Raw genomic sequence first — 18646 nt, 5'->3', positions numbered from 1 at the left:
GGTCGGCGGTGCAGCCGGATGGACAGGTCGGTTTCCCGACTCCTCGGCTCAACTACGCCATTCCCAGTGACCGTTCTGCCATGCGAGATCCTTGGGAGTGAGCGGATTCATAGCCGTGACGTCCCGCGGGGCGATGGAGAAGCCCTGCCAGTGCACCGGCATGGGCTGCTGGTCCTCGTCCCGGGCGATGTGGTGGAAGCCGACGTTCATCCAGACCACCGGGTGGGTGAGGGACTGGCCGCCGACCCACTTGTCGACGGACTTCGGGTAGTTTTGCGCGCACAGGGGGTTGTTGCTGGCGAACAGCTCGCACTTGTTGTACTCGGTGACGTACATGTCGTGCTTGGTGTAGCTACGGCCCGGGTACCGGGTGGTGGGCCCGGGGACCAGCTCGTACGAACGCGCGTGCCCGTCCTTGTTCTTGCCGGTCGCGCTGACCACCCGCCACCAGCGGTAGGTCTTGTAGTCGCCGGCCAGTTCCTTGGTCACCTTGGTGCGGGTCGTCCTGGCGGTCGGGCCCTCCTGACGGCCGGAGGGCGCACTGACCGTCGAGTCGTACTGCTCGACCTTCGTCCGGGACGAGCCGTCGAGGCCGAAGTCCAGCCGCCAGAAGACGTTGTGGCTGTGGCTGGTGGAGTAGTCCCTGGCGCCCTTGCCGATGGGCCAGCCGCGGCCGTCCTGGGCGTTGTAGTCCTCCCAGGAGAGGCTGCCGGTGGCGCCGACGTTCATGTGGACGGTGCCGTCGTCCTGGAAGCGCCACTCGGTGATGTACTCGTACCAGCCGACCTGGTTGACCGTGTAGACCAGCAGGTCCTTGCCCTGCTCCTGGTACGCCTTGTCCGACTGGAAGTCGTGCATGCGGTAGGCGTGGCCCCGCGAACGGGTGGTGGTGCACAGGCCCTTGACGTTCGGGTGGCGCGGGTCCCCGTCCGGGACGCGGACGGTCTTGATGGTGCCGCCGGGGCACTCGCCGGGTGCCAGCTCCTGCAGTTCCTGCGCGAAGTCCTGGCCCGTGAGGTCGGAGTACTCGTGCTTGCCGTCGTCGTACGGCACGTGGATCTGGCCGAGTCTGGCGCTGTTGAGGACCTTGATCGGCTTGGCTTCGCCCTTGGGCTGGTAGGAGACGTTCTCCAGGACCAGGCCGGCCTTGCTGTCGTAGCGCCAGCACATGCGCCAGGTCGTTCCGGTGGACAGCTTCTGCTCGATCCGGTAGGCGGCGCTGCAGCCGGGGGCGGCCGCGGGCGCGGTCTGCGGCCGGGCCGCGGCCGGACCGGCGGCCGTCGTGGCGCCGGCGGCCAGCGCGGCCAGGGTCAGTCCGACGGCCGCGCTCTTGCGGGCGGCACGGCCGGCGGCTCGCGGCCGGACTGCGCCGGGCAGGTGCTTTTCGGGCATGAAGAGGTGACTCCCTTGCCGGAGGTTCGGGTGGGAAGGCGGGCTGCGGCCCGTCAGCTGCGGTCGAGAGCGGCGGTCTTGCGGGCGCTCAGGTCGATCACCAGGTCCCTGGTGTCGATCCACGGTCCGTTCTTCACCTTGGAGAACAGCCGGACGCACCGGTGCACCCCGCAGTCGTCCAGCACCGCGGGCTGGGCGCCCGGCGAGGCCTCGTAGACGCCACCGGTCAGCTCCAGCTGGTCCGGCGAGGTGAGTTCCTTGCCGGTGGCGTCCTTGTAGTCCGCCTTGAGGCCCGCGCCGAGCGGGCCGGCGATCAGGATCCTGGCCGCCTCGGTGTTCTCGGCGCGGCTCGGCGGCGGCTGGACACCGCGCTGGGTGCCGGTGTGCTCGACCTTCCCGGTCTTCAGGTTGACGGTCTTGGTGACGAGCGTGTCGGTCTTGTAGTCGTAGAAGGTCACGTCGGCCCGGCGCGGCGCGTCCGGGTCGTCGGCCTCGGCGGCCTCCGGTTCGGCGAGGTCGACGCTCAGGCGCTGCGGACCGCGGCCGCCGTCGACGTCGCGGGCCGTGGCCGACAACTGCCCGGCCAGGGCGATCCGCTCGACCCGCCCCGTCTCGTCGCCGGTCAGCGGGTCACGGCCCGTGCCCTGCTCCGCGTCGGCGGGCGCCTGCTCCACGACACCCGGCGGGACGGCGTCCGGTCCCTGCCCCGACCGCTGGGCGGCCTGCGTACCACCGTTCCCGGACCCGCCGGACTCGTCCGCCCCCGCGGAACCCGGCAGTGTGACCGCGACCATCGCGGCGGTCCCCACCGCCGCGAGGGCCGCACCGGCCAGGACTTTGCCCAGATGGCGGTGGACTTTCTCGCGCACTTCTTCCCCCTGCTCCCCCTGGTCCCCGGGAGTACGTAGGTGCCCCGCTGGTTCGGCGCACGGCGGGTACCAGAACCGCCGTGCGCACTGGTCGATGGGTAAGAGGTTCATGAACGGCGGGAGGTTGCGTCGGTTTCGGACAAGACTCGGGGGCCAACACCCCCCGGACGCGCGGCACACCTGGGAGAGTCGTATCCATGCAGGTCTGGCCTGGAGAGGCGTATCCGCTCGGCGCCACCTACGACGGCGCCGGAACCAACTTCGCGGTCTTCACGGAGGCCGCGGACCGAGTAGAGCTGTGTCTGCTGCACGACGACGGCTCGGAGACGGCGGTGGAACTGCGCGAGAGCGACGCGTTCGTCCGGCACGCGTACCTGCCGGGCGTGATGCCCGGACAGCGGTACGGGTTCCGGGTGCACGGCCCGTACGACCCCGCGCGCGGGCTGCGCTGCAACTCGGCGAAGCTGCTGCTCGACCCGTACGCCAAGGCGGTCAGCGGGCGGGTCCGGTGGGGCGAGGAGGTGTACGGCTACCACTTCGGCGCCCCGGAGCGGCGCAACGACCTGGACTCGGCGCCGCACACCATGACCTCGGTGGTGATCAACCCGTACTTCGACTGGGGCGACGACCGGCCGCCGCGCACCGACTACCACCACGCCGTGATCTACGAGGCCCATGTGAAGGGCCTGACCATGCGCCACCCGGACCTGCCGGAGGAACTGCGGGGGACGTACGCGGGGCTCGCGCACCCGGCGGTCATCGAACACCTGACCAAGCTCGGCGTGACGGCCCTCGAGCTGATGCCCGTACACCAGTTCGTGAACGACCACCGGCTGGTCGACATGGGCCTGAACAACTACTGGGGCTACAACACGATCGGCTTCTTCGCCCCGCACAACGCCTACGCCTCCTGGGGCGACCGCGGCCAGCAGGTCCTGGAGTTCAAGTCGGCGGTCCGGGCGCTGCACGAGGCCGGGATCGAGGTCATCCTGGACGTCGTCTACAACCACACCGCCGAGGGCAACCACCTCGGTCCGACGCTCTCCTTCAAGGGCCTCGACAACCCCTCGTACTACCGCCTTACCGACGATCCCCGCTACTACATGGACACCACGGGCACCGGGAACTCGCTGCTCATGCGGTCCCCGCACGTGCTCCAGCTGATCATGGACTCGCTGCGGTACTGGGTGACCGAGATGCACGTCGACGGCTTCCGCTTCGACCTCGCGGCCACCCTGGCCCGCCAGTTCCACGAGGTGGACCGGCTGTCGTCGTTCTTCGACCTGGTGCAGCAGGACCCGGTGGTCTCCCAGGTGAAGCTCATCGCCGAGCCGTGGGACGTGGGCGAGGGCGGCTACCAGGTGGGCAACTTCCCGCCGCTGTGGACCGAGTGGAACGGCAAGTACCGGGACACCGTCCGGGACCTGTGGCGCGGGGAGCCGCGCGCCCTGGCCGAGTTCGCCTCCCGGCTGACCGGCTCGTCCGACCTCTACCAGGACGACGGCCGCCGCCCGCTGGCCTCCATCAACTTCGTGACCTGCCACGACGGTTTCACCCTGCACGACCTGGTGGCGTACAACGACAAGCACAACCAGGCCAACGGCGAGGACGGCCGGGACGGCGAGAGCCACAACCGGTCCTGGAACTGCGGGGCGGAGGGCCACACCGACGACCCGGGGGTGCTGGAGCTGCGCGCCCGGCAGATGCGGAACTTCGTCGCCACGCTGATGCTGTCGCAGGGTGTGCCGATGATCAGCCACGGCGACGAGTTCGCCCGCAGCCAGCGCGGCAACAACAACGCCTACTGCCAGGACAACGAGATCTCCTGGGTGCGGTGGCCCGAGGGCGAGCACGACCTGCTGGAGTTCACGCGCGCGATGGTGTGGCTGCGCCGCGACCACCCCGTCTTCCGCCGGCGCCGCTTCTTCCACGGCCGGCCGGTGGAGGGCACCCATGACGAGCTGTCCGACATCGCGTGGTTCACTCCCGAGGGCGGCGAGATGACCCAGCGCGACTGGAACTCGGCGCAGGCGTCGGCGCTGTCGGTCTTCCTCAACGGCAACGCGATCTCCGAGCCGGGCCCGCGGGGGGAGCGCATCTGCGACGACTCGTTCCTGCTGATGTTCAACGCCTCACCCGAACCCCTGGAGTTCCTGGTGCCGGTCAACCACGGCCGGCAGTGGCAGGTGGTGGTCGACACCGCCCGCCCGGAGGGGGTGCCGCCGGGCACGGGGGCGAAGGTCGCCGCCGGCGAGCGGATCACCCTGCCGGACCGCAGTCTGACGGTGCTGCAGCGGCCGGCGTAGCGAATCCGGCGTTCCACCCTGCGAGGAGTCGTCACGCGAAGAAACTTTTACGGCCTTCGAGGCAACCAAGAGACAGTGCAGGGTTTCTGACCTCTCGCGTCCTGCGTTCGACGGGAGACACGAGATGGAACCTCGCACAGCGAACAACGGCCGGCCCCGCCCGGCCGCCCCGGGCCGGCTGCCCCGCTGGGCTCCGGCCACGGCACTCCTCCTGGCCGTGACGGCGTCCTGCACCGGCTCCGCACCCGGGGACGGTGCCGCCCCGGTCGCCGGGCCGGGCGCGGCCGGCGTGGGTGACCGGCTGTTCCCCTCGCTCGGCAACGGCGGCTACGACGTCGTGCACTACGGGCTGACGCTGGACTACGCGCCCGGGACCAACCGCCTGAAGGGCACGGCCGTCGTCACCGCACGGGCCACCCGGGACCTGAGCCGCTTCGACCTCGACCTGACGGGGCTGCGGGTACGTGCCGCCACGGTGCGGGGGGCCGAGGCGCGCGTCGCGCGCAGGGGCGGCGAGCTGATCGTGACGCCGGCGAAGGCGGTGCGCAAGGGCGAAACCTTCGACACCGTCGTCACCTACGACGGCACCCCCCGCACGCTGCGGGGCGACGACGGGGGCCGGGAGGGCTGGATCGAGACCGACGACGGTGCGACCGCCCTGGGCGAGCCGACCGGCTCCACGACCTGGTTCCCGGGCAACCACCACCCGTCGGACAAGGCCACGTACGACATCACGGTCACGGTGCCCAAGGACGAGGACGGCGACCCCTACGACGTGGTCGCCAACGGCACGCTGGTGTCGCAGGAGGACAAGGGCCGCGCGGTGACCTGGCACTGGCGCACCGACGAGCCGATGGCCTCCTACCTCGCGCACGTCTCGGTCGGGTACTTCGAGATACACAAGGGCTGGACCGACGACGACCTGCCCGTCTACGTCGCCGTCGACCCCGAGGAGTCCGAGGACGCCGCCGGCGTCGTGGACGCGGTGCCCGAGGTCGTCGGCTGGGCGAGCAAGCGCTTCGGCCCCTACCCCTTCTCCTCGGCCGGTGCCGTCGTCGACCACCTGCCCGGGCTGGACTACGCCCTGGAGACCCAGACCAAGCCGTACTTCGACGAGGCGCCGGACGAGGTGCTGCTCGTGCACGAGCTGGCGCACCAGTGGTTCGGCGACTCCGTCACCCCCCGCGCGTGGAAGGACATGTGGCTGAGCGAGGGCCTGGCCACCTACGCGGAGTGGCTGTGGGAGGAGGACCACGGCGACCGGGACACCGGCGAGACCTTCGCGGACTTCTACGACGGCAGGGACCCCGAGAGCGAAGGCATATGGGCCTTCCCGCCGAGCGATCCGCCGAGCGCGGCGCGTGTCTCCGACCCGCCCGTCTACGGACGCGGCGCCATGGTCGTGCACAAGGTGCGCGAAGCCGTCGGCGACAGGACCTTCTTCCGTATCCTCCGCACCTGGACCCGGCAGCACCGGCACGGCAACGCCGACACCCGGCAGTTCATCGCCCTGTGCGAGGCCGAGTCCGGCAAGGACCTGACCGGGCTGTTCGACGTCTGGCTCTTCGGCAGGGGCAAACCGCCCCGGATGTGAGGGAAGGGCGCCGTAAGGGGGCGCGGGCCACCTGGCCGAGCGGGGCGGCCGGCGATGACACGAAACGCGCCTAGCTGGGTACGTAGGTTCCCATGACTTCTGCGCGACCCGGACCCGGGGTGCCCACGGCCACCTACCGGCTGCAGCTCCAGCCCGCGTTCCCGTTCGCCGCGGCCGCCGCGGCCGTACCGTACCTGGCGTCGCTCGGCGTCTCGCACCTGCATCTGTCCCCCGTCCTGGAGGCCGTTCCCGGCTCGTCGCACGGCTACGACGTGGTGGACCACACGCGCGTGCGCGAGGAACTGGGCGGCGAGGACGGGCTGCGCGCCCTGGCGCACACCGCGCGGGAGCACGGCCTGGGCCTGGTGGCGGACATCGTGCCGAACCACATGGCGATGGTGCCGCGCCACAACCACGCCCTGTGGGAGGTGCTGCGCGAGGGGCCCGCTTCGCCGTACGCGCGCTGGTTCGACATCGACTGGGAGGCACAGGGCGGCCAGGTGCTGCTGCCGGTGCTCGGCGGACCGGTCGGCACGCAGCTGGAGCACCTGGTGGCCGACGGTGACGTGCTGCGCTACCACGAGCACGTCTTCCCGCTGCGCGCCGGCACCGAGCAGCTGCCGCTGCCGCGGCTGCTGGACGCCCAGTGGTACCGCCCGGTGTGGTGGCGGCTGGCCCGCACCGAGCTGAACTACCGGCGGTTCTTCAGCATCTCGGAGCTGATCGGGTTGCGGGTCGAGGACCCCGAGGTGTTCGACGCCACGCACGCCAAGATCCTCCAGCTGCTGGCGGAGGGCGTGCTCGACGGGCTGCGCATCGACCACCCCGACGGGCTCGCCGACCCGGACGGCTATCTCGCGCGGCTGCACGAGGCGACCGGAGGGCGCTGGACGGTCGTGGAGAAGATCCTGGCCGACGGCGAGCAGCTGCCCGCCTCCTGGCCGGTCGCGGGCACCACGGGCTACGACGCGCTGCGGCACGTCGACGGCCTGTTCACGGACCGCACCGGGGCGTACGAGCTGCTGGGCCGCTACCGGGCGTTCGCGGCGCCGCAGACGGACCGCGGCGGCAACTGGGAGGCGACGGTCCGGCGTGCCGCCTACAAGGTGCTCACGCACGAACTCGCCACGGAGACCGACCGGCTCACCCGGGTGGCCGCCCGGCTGTGCGCCGCCTCGCCGGACCTGGCGCTGCGCGACCGTGCCCCCTGGGCGCTGCGCACGGCCGTGGAGGAGCTGCTGGTGCGGCTGCGCGTCTACCGGCCGTACGCCTCCGGCGACGCCTCCGCCGTGATCACCGAGGAGGCCGCCGAGGAGGCCCGGCTCGCCTTCGTGGTGCCCGAGGAGGCCGAGGCCGTCGGCATCGTGCGCCGGCTGCTGGTCGAGCCGCCCGGCGACGAGTCGGCGCCGGACCACGCCGACCGGGTGGAGTTCCGCGCCCGGTTCGCGCAGACCGCTTCGGCACTGCGCGCCAAGTCGGTCGAGGACACGGCCTTCTACCGCTACGTGCCCCTGCCCGCGGCGGCCGAGGTGGGCGGCGACCCCGGCAGCCCCGGTGTGTCCCCCGAGGACTTCCACGCGTACTGCACGCGCGTGCAGCGCGACTGGCCGCTGACCGGCACGGTCGTCTCCACGCACGACACCAAGCGCAGCGCGGACGTGCGCGCGGCGCTGGCCGTGCTCACCGAGTGCCCGGACCGCTGGGCGAAGCTGCTGGCGGAGGTGACGTCGGCCGAAGAGGGCGCGCCGGACGGGCAACTGGCCTGGGCGGCCTGGCAGACGGTGTTCGGGCTGGGGCCGGCGCAGGAGGAACGCGTCCAGGAGGCGCTGCTCAAGCACGCGCGTGAGGCGGGCATGTACACCAGCTGGACGGAGCAGGAGCCGCCGTACGAGGAGGCGGTGGCGGCCTTCGTCGGCGCCGGGCCGTGCGGGCCGGCCGGTGAGCGTGTCGCCGCGTTCCGCAAGGCGCTGGACCCGCACGTCCGGGCCAACCTCCTCGGCACCGCGCTGGTCCACCTGACGATGCCGGGGGTGCCGGACGTGTACCAGGGCACCGAGGGCGAGTACCGGGCGCTGGTGGACCCGGACAACCGGCGGCCGGTGGTGTTCCCGCCGGAGGCGCCCGGCGAGAAGGACGCGCTGACGGCGGCGGCACTGCGGCTGCGCGCCCGGCGGCCGGACGTCTTCGGGGCGGACGCGTCGTACGCCCCGCTGTCCGCCGAGGGCCCGGCGGCCGATCACTGCCTGGCCTTCACACGCTCGGGTGAGGTGCTCACGGCGGTGACCCGGCTGTCACTGCGGCTCGCGGAGACGGGCGGCTGGCAGGAGACACGGCTGCCGCTGCCGCCCGGGCGATGGGCGGACGCGCTGGCCGCCGGGCGGGAGTTCACCGGCCACGCGCGCGTGGCGGACCTTTTCGACCGGCTGCCGGTGGCGCTCCTGGAGCGGGTCGCCGAGGAATGAGCGGCGCGGAGCACTGAGGGCCGTGGAGCACTGAGGGCCGCGAAGCACTGAAGGCCACTGAGCACTGAGGGCACGGAAGGATGAGGGCCGTGGCGGAATGAGCGGCGCGGAGGGCTGCGGGAGCGGGACGTTCACGTTCCCCGTGCCGGTGTCGCGGCCGGCTCGCATTCCTCGTACGGCCCCGTGGACCTCAGGGCCGGCCACGTGGCGCGCAGCAGGTCCACGAAGGCCGCGGCGGCCCCGGCGGGCGGTACGCGCGCGTAGACGGCCAGGGCGCGTCTCCAGGCCGGGTCGGGGCTGAGGATCACGCAGTCCTCGCCGACGGCCCCGCGCACGATGTGGGCCGGCGCCGTGCACACCCCGACACCGGCGGCGGCCATGCGCACGGCCGTCGACGTGTGCTCGGTCCACACGGCGGTCCGGGGGCGGAACCCGGCCTTCCCGCAGGCCCAGTCGAGGAAGCGTTCGCCGTGCACCACGGGTTCCATGGCGCACCGGATCCAGGGACGGTCGGCGAGTTCGGGGAGCGTGACCGTCGTGCGGCCCGCGAACCGGTCGTCGAACGGCACGACGAGGACGAGTTCCTCCTCGCCGAGGCGGACGACGGTGCCGGGCCGGCCGAGGGGCTCGGGGCCGACGGCGAGGTCGGCGGTGCCGCGCTGCACGGCGTCCTCCAGGGCCTCGGCGGTGGCGTACTCGTGCAGGCGCAGCAGGACCTGCGGACGCGCCGTGCGCCAGCGGGCGAAGACGTCGGGCAGGACACCGACCGCGACGGAGTGCAGGGCCGCCACGTGCAGTTCGCCGCCCTCGGCGCCGGCGGCGGCACGAGCCGCGCGCCGGGCCTGCGCGGCGCTGCGGACGGCGAGTTCGGCGTGCGGCAGGAACGCGCGCCCCATCGGGGTGAGGCGTACGCCCCGGGGCAGGCGCTCCAGCAGGGTGCCGCCGACCGACCTCTCGAGCGCCTTGATCTGGTGCGAGAGCGCGGGCTGGGTGACGTGCAGGGCGTCCGCCGCGCGGGTGAAGGACCCCTCCTGGACGACCGTCACGAAATACTCCATCTGCCGCAGACTCAACGCCGCGTCCCCCCATGAAGATCGTGCATGGACTCCACAACAACATTGCCTTGGACTCATGACAAGGGATGGACGGAGGGTTGATGCCATGACCATCAACACATCCGACGTGATCGTCATCGGCGGTGGCACCGGCGGCTACGGCACCGCCCTGCGCGCGGCCTCCCTCGGGCTGGACGTCGTCCTCGTCGAACGCGACAAGGTGGGCGGCACGTGTCTGCACCGGGGCTGCATCCCGAGCAAGGCGATGCTGCACGCCGCCGAACTGGTCGACGGGATCACCGAGGCCCGTGAGCGCTGGGGCGTGAAAGCGACCGTGGACTGCGTCGACTGGGGGGCGCTGGTGGCGACCCGGGACGACATCGTGCGCCGCAACCACAAGGGGGTGGAGGCTCATCTCGCGCACGCGGGCGTGCGGGTCGTACGGGGCAGCGCACGGCTGACGGGCGCGCGCACGGTGCGGGTGGAGGGCGTACGTGCCGAGGGTGCGCCGGCCGTGCCCGCCGGCAACGCGCCTCACGGACACGGCAGCAGCACACCGGATGGGTACGGCAGCTCCGTGTCCGGCGCGCAGGACCTCACCGCGCGCCGTGCGCTCGTGCTCGCGACCGGCTCGCGCCCGCGCCTGCTCCCGGGGCTCACGCCCGACGGGCGGCGCGTGGTGACCAGTGACGACGCCCTCTTCGCGCCGGGCCTGCCGGAGTCCGTGCTGGTGCTGGGCGGTGGCGCGATCGGCGTGGAGTACGCCTCCTTCCACCGGTCCATGGGCGCGCGGGTCACCCTGGTGGAGGCGGCCGACCGGATCGTGCCGCTGGAGGACACCGAGGTGAGCCGGCATCTGACGCGCGGCCTGAAGAAGCGGGGCATCGACGTGCAGACCGGCGCGCGGCTGCTGGACGCGGAGCTGCTGGACGACGGCGTACGCGCGCGCGTACGGACCGCGCGGGGCGAGACCCGGACCGTGGAGGCCGAGCGGCTGCTGGTGGCCGTCGGCCGGGCCCCGGTGACCGAGGGCCTCGGGCTGGCCGCGGCCGGCCTGAGGACGGACGAGCGGGGGTTCGTCGCACCGGCGGACTGGAGCCGGCTGGAGACGGCCGTGCCGGGCATCCACGTCGTCGGCGACCTGCTGCCGCCGCCCTCGCTCGGCCTCGCCCACGCCTCGTTCGCGGAGGGTCTGCTGGTGGCCGAGACACTGGCCGGGCAGCCGACGGCCCCGGTCGACTACGCGGCCGTGCCCCGGGTGACGTACTCATCGCCGCAGACCGCCTCGGTCGGGCTGAGCGAGGCGGAGGCACGCGCGCGCGGGCACGAGGTGGAGGTGAACTCGATGCCGCTGACGGCCGTGGCCAAGGGGATGGTGCACGGTCAGGGCGGCGTGGTGAAGGTCGTGACCGAGGCCGGCGGCGGGCAGGTGCTCGGCGTGCACCTGGTCGGCCCGCACGTGTCGGAGATGATCGCCGAGGGCCAGCTGATCGTCGGCTGGGACGCCGAGCCGGCGGACGTGGCCCGGCACGTGCACGCGCACCCGACGCTGTCGGAGGCGGTGGGCGAGGTGTTCCTGACGCTCGCGGGACGCGGCCTGCATCAGCAGTGAACCCACGGCACGCAGAGGCCGGGACCCCGGCGGCAACTGCGTCCGGGCGCCCCCGGTAGCCTCCCCCGCCGCACGCTTGACAGTTCACCCGTCCCGTGCGGCACTGGGAGGGCGAAGCCGGGCGGACTAGTCGGGGGTGAGTCTCCTGCCGGAGCTGCGCTACCCCAGCGTTCCCGAACTGGTCGCCTGCGCTCAGGCGTTGGCCGCTCAGGAACCCGGGCTGTGCGGGCTGCGCGAGGTGGGCGTCTCGCGCGCGGGAAGACCCTTGCACCTGCTGTCGGTGGGACACGCCCGGCGGGCGGTCCTGGTCGTCGCAGGTGCCCACGCCAACGAGCCCACGGGTGGCTGCACGCTCCGGGTGCTGGCCGAACGGGTGGTGGCCGAGCGGGAACTGCGGGCCGACATCTCCTGGCACTTCCTGCTGTGCGCGGACCCGGACGGCGCGAGCCTGCACGTGACCCCGGCGCCGCGCAGCCTGCTCGACTACCACCTCGGGTTCTACCGGCCGACGGGTGCGGAGCAGCCGGAGTGGTCGCCCTCGGTGCTGCCGCCGGACCGGCTGCCGCCCGAGACCCGGACGCTGACCGGGGTGATCGACGAACTGCGCCCGTACCTCCAGGTGACGCTGCACGGAACCGATCTGGGCGGCAGCTGGGTGCAGTTGACGAAGGACGTGCCGGGCCTGGCCGAACCGTTCGCCAAGTCCGCGGCGGAACTGCACATTCCGGTGGAGGCGGGTGCCTCGGACGCCGCGGGCTGGCCGGCCTCCGGTCCCGGGGTACACGTGATGCCCGGCCCGGAGACGGGGGTGGCCTACCCGAGCATGCCGGACGACGCCCGGCACAGCACCTGGTACCACACGCACCGCTACGGCGGTCTGACGGCCGTGGTGGAGGTGCCGATGTGGGCCAGCGACCTGGTGGGCGACCCGGCGCCGCACCCGGCTCCGGCAGCGGCCATCCGTCGCCTGGCCGAGCGGCTGCTGCGGGACTCCCGGGAGGTGGAGCGGATCCTCGCCGAGGCGCTGCCCCGGCTGGACGGCAGGGACGGGCCGCTGCTGCGGGCCGCACGCTGGGCGCTGGAGCTGATCCCGGGCCTGGCCGAGGACTGGGTCCACACGCCTCCGGCCGGCACGACGATGGCGTACGTGGGGAGTGTGGACGCCTTCGGGCGGCGGTTGCCGCTGCGGGCCGCGGCGATGCTGCTGCGGGTGCTGCGGGAGGCGGACGACCGGGCGGCACCGCGGCTGGAGCAGCTCGTCGCCACCTGGTGCGACGCCTTCGCGGCGCGCTTCCGGGCCCGCTGGGTGCCCCTGGAGAACCAGGTCGAGCACCAGTCCAGGACCGTGCTGGCGGCGGCACAACAGGCCCGGGAGCGGGCGGCGTGAGCAGGCGGCGCGAGCGGGCGGCACGAGCCGGATCCACGACCCGACGGCGGCGCGAGCCGAAACCACGACCGTGCCGACGGCGGCACGAGCCGGACCCACCACCGTCCCGACGGCGGCACGAGCCAGATCCACCACCGTGCCGACGGCGGCACGACAGGGCTGGGGGCGGGCGGCGGTGCCGCCTCCCCCGGTCACGGGCGCGCGTCACGCGTCCCGGTCACGCCGTCCCGTCACGGAGCGCCGGTCAGCCCTCCTCCAGGCTGAAGACGGAGCCGGTCCGCGCCCTCATCACGCACGCACTGGTGTACGTCTCCTGGAATTCGACCGGCCGGTTGTTCCACTGCCCGCGCGCGTGGACGGTCACCGGCGCGTAGATCATCGTGCAGAAGACGTGCGCGGCCGGGATGCGGTCGATGTGGCCGTCGGCGGCGGCCAGTTCGGCGCAGGCCGCGGCCGCGCGCGCATGTCCCTGGGGCGGGTCGCACAGCAGCAGGGTGCCACTGCTGTCGCTGGACCGGGCGTCGCCCCTGGTGACCGTCAGGTAGAGCCAGCTGCCCGGGAGACTGTCGTGGGAGGCCGCCCGGGCGGGGCCGGCGGCGAGGAGACCGGCGGCGGCCAGCAGGGCGCCGACCGCCGCTGTCGCTCTGGTGATGTGCGTCATGTCCGTTGCATCGGCACGGCGGACCGCCTTCCACAGTCCGGCTCACCCGATCGGGACGGCACCCGCGCGGGCGCGGCCGTCAGTTCGAACCGCGTCGGCGACGGCCCTCAGCTCGCCGCGAGCCGGAACGCCATCCGGCCGAAGGCGACCTGGTCGCCCTCGCGGACGGCGACCGACCCGATCACCCGGCGCCCGTTGACGGTGGTGCCGTTGGTGGAGCCGAGGTCCCGCAGGACCCACAGGCTGCCCTGGCGGCGGAGTTCGGCGTGCACCCGGGAGACGGTCTCGTGGTTCAGGCGCAGCCCGTTCGCGGGGTCGCGGCCGATGCGCAGCGGGTGGGTGTGCGCCGGATGCGGCAGCAGCAGTTTGGGCAGCCGCTCGGCCTGCCAGGCGCGCCGCAGCCGCACGGTGAACCCGGAGACGGCCTCGACGGTACCGAAGACCGCGCGGGAGAAGCGATTCTCCCGGGGCAGGTCGGCGACGAGGGCGGCCAGCTCGTCGGACCGGCGCGCGGCCAGTGCCAGCTCCATGCGGCGCACGAACGTGTCGTGCGAGAGCCGGCCCATGGCGACGCCGTCCCGCAGCACCTGCAGCGCCTTGTCACGCTCCGCGTCGGACAACCGCGCGGGGTACGTGGAGAACTCGAAGGACGACGTCACGGAGGTGATTGTCGGTCAGTGAACCTCCGGTGTCCAGAAAACGCGGAATCGGTGCGAACCGGCGGGTACCGGCACGACACCTGCCGCCAAAGGGCGGATTCGAAAGCGGATGGACCGTGTGGGCGGCACGATGGAGGACGCGGGACATCACGGTGAGCAGACGAAGGGGAACCGTCCGTGCAGTTCGAGGTGTGGGCACCGCAGGCAGAACGAGTGACGCTCCATTGCGAGGGCGGCACACACGCGTTGGAGCGCGACCCCGGGCGCGAGGGCTGGTGGACGGGCGAGGCGGAGGCTGGGCACGGCGCACGGTACGGCTTCGCCCTGGACGACGGTCCCGTGCTGCCCGATCCGCGGTCCCGCCGCCAGCCGGACGGCCCGGACGGGCTGAGCGCGGTGGTGGACCACGAGCGGTACGCATGGCGCACCCGGTGGGCGGGGCGCGGGCTGCCGGGCGCGGTCCTGTACGAGCTGCACGTGGGCACGTACACCCGCGAGGGCACGCTGGACGCCGCCGCCGAGCGGCTGGAGCACCTGGTGGAACTGGGCGTGTCACACGTCGAGTTGATGCCGGTGTGCCCGTTCCCGGGCCGGCACGGCTGGGGGTACGAGGGGGTGTCGCTGTGGGCGGTGCACGAGCCGTACGGCGGCCCCGAGGCGCTGAAGCGTTTCGTCGACCGCGCGCACGCGCTCGGACTCGGTGTCGTCCTCGACGTCGTGCACAACCACTTGGGCCCGTCGGGCAACCATCTGCCCGCGTTCGGACCGTACTTCACCGACACGCATCACACGCCGTGGGGCACGGCGGTGAACCTGGACGCACCCGGCTCGGACGAGGTCCGCGCGTTCCTCCTGGGCAATGCGCTGGCCTGGCTGCGGGACTACCGGATCGACGGGCTGCGCCTCGACGCCGTGCACGCGCTGTACGACACACGCGCGTGCCACTACCTGGAGGAGCTGTCCGCGGCCGTGGACGGGCTCGCCGACGAGCTGGGCCGGCCGCTGTTCCTGATCGCCGAGTCCGACCTGAACAACCCGCGGTTCATCACCCCGCGCGCGGGGAACGGCCTCGGGCTGCACGCGCAGTGGAACGACGACTTCCACCACGCCGTGCACACCACGCTGACCGGCGAGTCCCAGGGCTACTACGCCGACTTCGCGCGTGCCCCGTTCACCGCCCTCGCCAAGACCCTGACCGGCGGCTTCTTCCACGACGGCACGTACTCCAGCTTCCGGGGCCGCCGGCACGGCCGCCCGCTGGACCGCGCCCACGTGGCCGGGCACCGGCTGGTCGGCTACAGCCAGACCCACGACCAGGTCGGCAACCGCGCCCAGGGCGACCGGCTCGCCGCGCACCTCTCCCCCGGCCTGCTGGCCTGCGCGGCCACGCTCACGCTCACCGCGCCGTTCACACCGATGCTGTTCATGGGCGAGGAGTGGGCGGCGGGCACGCCCTGGCAGTTCTTCACCGACCACACCGACCCCGAGCTGGCCGAGGCGGTACGGCGGGGCAGGCGGCGGGAGTTCGCGGCGCACGGCTGGGCCGAGGAGGACGTGCCGGACCCGCAGGACCCGGCGACGCGGGAGCGGTCCTGCCTGGACTGGTCGGAGCCGGAACGCGAGCCCCACGCGCGCATGCTCGCCTGGTACCGGCAGCTGATCGCGCTGCGCCGCGCCCAGCCGGACCTCACGGACCCGGACCTCGCCGACACGAAGGTGGCGTACGACGAGGACGCCCGCTGGCTGGCCTTCCGGCGCGGGGACGTGCGGGTGGCGGTGAACCTGGGCAAGGAGCCGGCGGCGATCCCGCTGGGTACCGGCCGGGTGGAGGTGCTCGCCGCCTGGGACCCGGTCGAGGCACCGGGCCGGGACGGCCTGCTCCAGGTGCCCGGGGAGTCGTGCGTGGTGCTCATGCAGCCCTGAGCGGGCGGCTCCGGCTCGGCAGCTCGCGCGGCCGGCGGACGGGCTGCGGCTCTGCAGCCGGGCGGCTGCGGCTCTGGAGCCGGGCGGCTGAGCGGGCCGCTACGGCTCTGCAGCCAGGCGGCTGGGCCGCTGCGGCTCTGCAGCCCTGAGCGGGCGGCTACGCCTGCGTCTCGCCCTCCTGGAAGTCCGTCACCCGCTCCAGCAGGATCGGCTCCCAGACGCGCCGCAGCTGGGTCCGCAGCAGGGGCAGCGAGCCGGTGGCGCGGCCTTCCAGGTGGTCGGTGAGCCGGATGACGGTGTCGCAGCGGGCGAGCCACAGGCCGCGCAGGCAGGGACGGGCGCCGTAGCCGGCGAGGGTGGCGGCGCGGACGGCGGCCGGGGAGCCGACGGCCAGGGCGAGCCCGGCGATGTCCTCCGCGGGGTCGCCGAGCGCCGCCGCGGTCCAGTCCAGGATGCCGCGCACCCGTCCGTCGGCGCTGACCACCACGTGCGCGCCGGTCAGTCCGTGGTGGATCAGGACCGCGGTGCCGGACTGCGCGGCGAGCTGGGCCGCGCCGGGCGGCGTCAGCTGGTGCAGCCGGGCCGCGTCGAACTCGTCGGCGGCGGCGAGCCGTTCGGCGGCGTGCACGGCCATCCGGCGCAGCGCCTCCAGCGAGCGCGGTGCGGCGCGCGGCACACCGAGGGCCTCCGCCTGGCGGGCCGGCACCGCGCGCAGCCCGGTGAGCAGCCCGGCGAGGTCGGCCTCGCCGACGGCGGAGACGTCGTGCTCGTCGGCCGTGCCGCCGGGCACCCGGATGTCGAGGGTGTAGGCGAGACCGGGCGCCCAGTCGCCGTGCGCGACGCTGACCGGAACGGCCACGGGCAGGTGCGGGCGGATCAGGTCGCGCAGGCGCAGTTCCCGGCGGCGGCGGACGGCGGCCTCGCGGTCGGGTGCGAGACGCAGCACATGGCGGCCGCCGATCCACCAGGTGTGCTCGCGGTCCTCCGTCACGGGCCGCACGTCGGGGCCTCCGGTGCCGTCGTCGCCCTCCTTGAGCAGCGAACGGACCAGTCTGCGGACGCTGTCCGCGGTGGGTGTCGGTGCCTGGGTCATGAGGTGTGCGTCGCCGTTCCGGGTGTCTTCGAGAAAAGGGTCCTTCCGAGCCTGTCAGTCCACTATGACCATCTCACGGGTGGTGTTGTTGAGGCGGCGCCCGCCGTCCTCGGTGACCGTGACGATGTCCTCGATGCGCACCCCGAACCGGCCGGGCAGGTAGACGCCCGGTTCCACGGAGAAGCACATGCCGGGCACGAGCGGCTGCTCCTCGCCCTCGATCATGTACGGCGGCTCGTGCGTGGTGACGCCGATGCCGTGGCCGGTGCGGTGGATGAAGTATTCGCCGTACCCGGCGTCGGCGATCACCGCGCGGGCGGCGCGGTCGACCTCCTGACAGGCCACGCCCGGGCGTACGGCCCGGAAGCCGGCCTCCTGGGCGGCGCGCACGACGTCGTGGACCCGGCGCTCCTCCTCGGTGGGCTCGCCGACGTGGACCGTGCGGGTGGTGTCGGAGCCGTAGCCGTCCTTCAGGCCGCCGAAGTCCAGGACGACCATGTCGCCCCGCTGGATGACGCGGTCGCCGATCTCGTGGTGCGGGTTCGCGCCGTTGGGGCCGGAGCCGACGATGGTGAAGTCGACCTGGGAGTGGCCGAAGCGGCGCAGCAGGCCGGCGAGGTCGTGGCCGACGTCGGACTCGCGGCGGCCGGCGAAGGTAACCTTCCGGATCTCCTCGAACGTTGCATCGGCAGCCGCTCCGGCGGCTGCCAGCAGTTCCAGCTCGGCGCTGTCCTTGACGGCGCGGAGCATGGGCAGGGCGTCGGTGAGGGAGGCGTAGGAGGTGCCGGGCAGAGCGCGTTGGAGACCGAGCAGGTGCATCGCCCAGGTGTTGTCGCTGATGCCGAACCGGCCGCGGTCGTCGAGGAGTGCGGCGGTGACGCCGTAGGGGTCCTTGCCGTCGGTCCAGTCGCGCAGGGTAAGCGCGGCGGCGCCGGCCGCCTCCTCGGCGTCGGGGGCCTCGAGGGTGGGCACGACGAGCACCGGGTCCCGGCCGGGGGCGAGGACCAGCACGGTGAGCCGTTCGGTGACCGCGGTGGGCGTGTAGCCGGTGAGCCACACCATGTCCGGTCCCGGGGCCACGAGCAGCCCCGCGAGGCCGGCGTCGGCGGCGGACCGCACGGCACGCGCCATGCGGGCCCGGTAGTCGGCGGCGGTGAAGGGCGCGGGCGTGGTACCGGTCATCCGGGCCTCCGGGCGCGGGTGAGGAAACGGGGCGACGGCGTCTCGGGCAGCATCCTGCCCGCCCGGACAGGGCCACGCGAGCCGGCCCCGGGGACCGGCGTCCCGTGGTGTGCGGCGAGGGGGCTGGGCATGGGCCCATGATGACGCCTGGGACGGAGGGCGACCAGCGGGTTTCCCGGCGTGTACGGGACCGGGGCAGCCGTTCCGGGGACGCGGCCGGTCCGTGGCCGGGGGCGGACGCGGGTGCAGCACCGGCAGTCAGGCCCGGCTCCGGCTCCGGCTCCGGCTCCGGCTCCGGCTCCGGCTCCGGCTCCGGTCAGGGTTTCGGTTCCGGTTTCGATCGAGGCTTCGGCTCCGGCTTCGCTCAGGGCTTCGGTTCCGGTTTCGGTCGAGGCTTCGGTCAGGGCTCCAGTTCCGGCTTCGCTCAAGGCTCCAGTTCCGGCTTGGGTCA

13 protein-coding genes are annotated in these 18646 nt (G+C 73.3%); 6 read left to right on the top strand and 7 right to left on the bottom strand.

Annotation, left to right across the window (positions count from 1 at the left end):
* Positions 1-48 precede the first annotated feature (48 nt).
* Both JK359_RS20305 and JK359_RS20300 read right to left on the bottom strand, forming a co-directional pair.
* The gene (locus JK359_RS20305) at positions 49-1392 is read right to left on the bottom strand and encodes a copper amine oxidase (protein ID WP_201837529.1); all 1344 of its coding nucleotides are present in this window, start codon (positions 1390-1392) and stop codon (positions 49-51) included.
* A gap of 53 nt (positions 1393-1445) precedes the next feature.
* Entirely contained in the window at positions 1446-2261 is an 816-nt protein-coding gene (locus JK359_RS20300; RefSeq protein WP_201837527.1) for a Tat pathway signal sequence domain protein, read from the bottom strand.
* 197 nt (positions 2262-2458) lie between these two features.
* On the opposite strand from JK359_RS20300, the gene glgX reads away from it, so the two are divergent.
* The 3 genes from glgX to treY all read left to right on the top strand — a co-directional run bounded on the left by glgX (position 2459) and on the right by treY (position 8623).
* Positions 2459-4567 carry a glycogen debranching protein GlgX gene (glgX, locus tag JK359_RS20295; protein WP_201837525.1) on the top strand — a complete coding sequence of 703 codons (2109 nt, stop codon included), beginning with the start codon at positions 2459-2461 and terminating at the stop codon, positions 4565-4567.
* A gap of 124 nt (positions 4568-4691) precedes the next feature.
* Positions 4692-6161, top strand: a complete 1470-nt coding sequence (locus JK359_RS20290; protein ID WP_201837523.1) for a M1 family metallopeptidase — start codon at positions 4692-4694, stop codon at positions 6159-6161.
* 92 nt (positions 6162-6253) lie between these two features.
* Complete coding sequence (treY, locus tag JK359_RS20285) at positions 6254-8623, top strand: malto-oligosyltrehalose synthase (protein WP_201837521.1); 2370 nt, start codon at positions 6254-6256, stop codon at positions 8621-8623.
* 131 nt (positions 8624-8754) lie between these two features.
* Here treY and JK359_RS20280 read toward each other — a convergent pair whose 3' ends face one another.
* On the bottom strand, positions 8755-9696 hold the full coding sequence (locus tag JK359_RS20280) for a LysR family transcriptional regulator (protein ID WP_201837519.1): 942 nt from the start codon (positions 9694-9696) through the stop codon (positions 8755-8757).
* 88 nt (positions 9697-9784) lie between these two features.
* Here JK359_RS20280 and lpdA point away from each other — a divergent pair, with 88 nt between their 5' ends.
* Positions 9785-11290 carry a dihydrolipoyl dehydrogenase gene (lpdA, locus tag JK359_RS20275; protein WP_201837518.1) on the top strand — a complete coding sequence of 502 codons (1506 nt, stop codon included), beginning with the start codon at positions 9785-9787 and terminating at the stop codon, positions 11288-11290.
* Between the two features lie 136 nt (positions 11291-11426).
* Entirely contained in the window at positions 11427-12677 is a 1251-nt protein-coding gene (locus JK359_RS20270; RefSeq protein WP_201837516.1) for a M14 family zinc carboxypeptidase, read from the top strand.
* A gap of 244 nt (positions 12678-12921) precedes the next feature.
* On the opposite strand, the gene JK359_RS20265 is transcribed toward JK359_RS20270, so the two are convergent.
* Both JK359_RS20265 and JK359_RS20260 read right to left on the bottom strand, forming a co-directional pair.
* Positions 12922-13338 (bottom strand): SSI family serine proteinase inhibitor, encoded by a 417-nt coding sequence (locus tag JK359_RS20265; protein WP_201837514.1) that lies wholly within the window; start codon positions 13336-13338, stop codon positions 12922-12924.
* Positions 13339-13445: 107 nt separating this feature from the next.
* A complete protein-coding gene (locus JK359_RS20260) occupies positions 13446-13997 on the bottom strand; it encodes an FHA domain-containing protein (RefSeq protein ID WP_201837513.1) in 552 nt (183 codons plus the stop codon).
* 177 nt (positions 13998-14174) lie between these two features.
* Here JK359_RS20260 and treZ point away from each other — a divergent pair, with 177 nt between their 5' ends.
* Entirely contained in the window at positions 14175-15920 is a 1746-nt protein-coding gene (gene treZ, locus JK359_RS20255) for a malto-oligosyltrehalose trehalohydrolase (protein WP_201837512.1), read from the top strand.
* 157 nt (positions 15921-16077) lie between these two features.
* Here the strand turns inward: treZ and JK359_RS20250 are convergent, their stop codons facing one another.
* Complete coding sequence (locus tag JK359_RS20250; protein ID WP_201837511.1) at positions 16078-17013, bottom strand: aminoglycoside phosphotransferase family protein; 936 nt, start codon at positions 17011-17013, stop codon at positions 16078-16080.
* A gap of 54 nt (positions 17014-17067) precedes the next feature.
* Positions 17068-18195, bottom strand: coding sequence for an aminopeptidase P family protein (locus JK359_RS20245; protein ID WP_201837510.1), 1128 nt, complete (start codon positions 18193-18195; stop codon positions 17068-17070).
* Positions 18196-18646 lie beyond the last annotated feature (451 nt).

It is taken from the genome of Streptomyces actinomycinicus (assembly GCF_016741775.1).
Lineage (GTDB): Bacteria > Actinomycetota > Actinomycetes > Streptomycetales > Streptomycetaceae > Streptomyces > Streptomyces actinomycinicus.
This window is presented reverse-complemented; position numbering and strand designations above follow the sequence as displayed.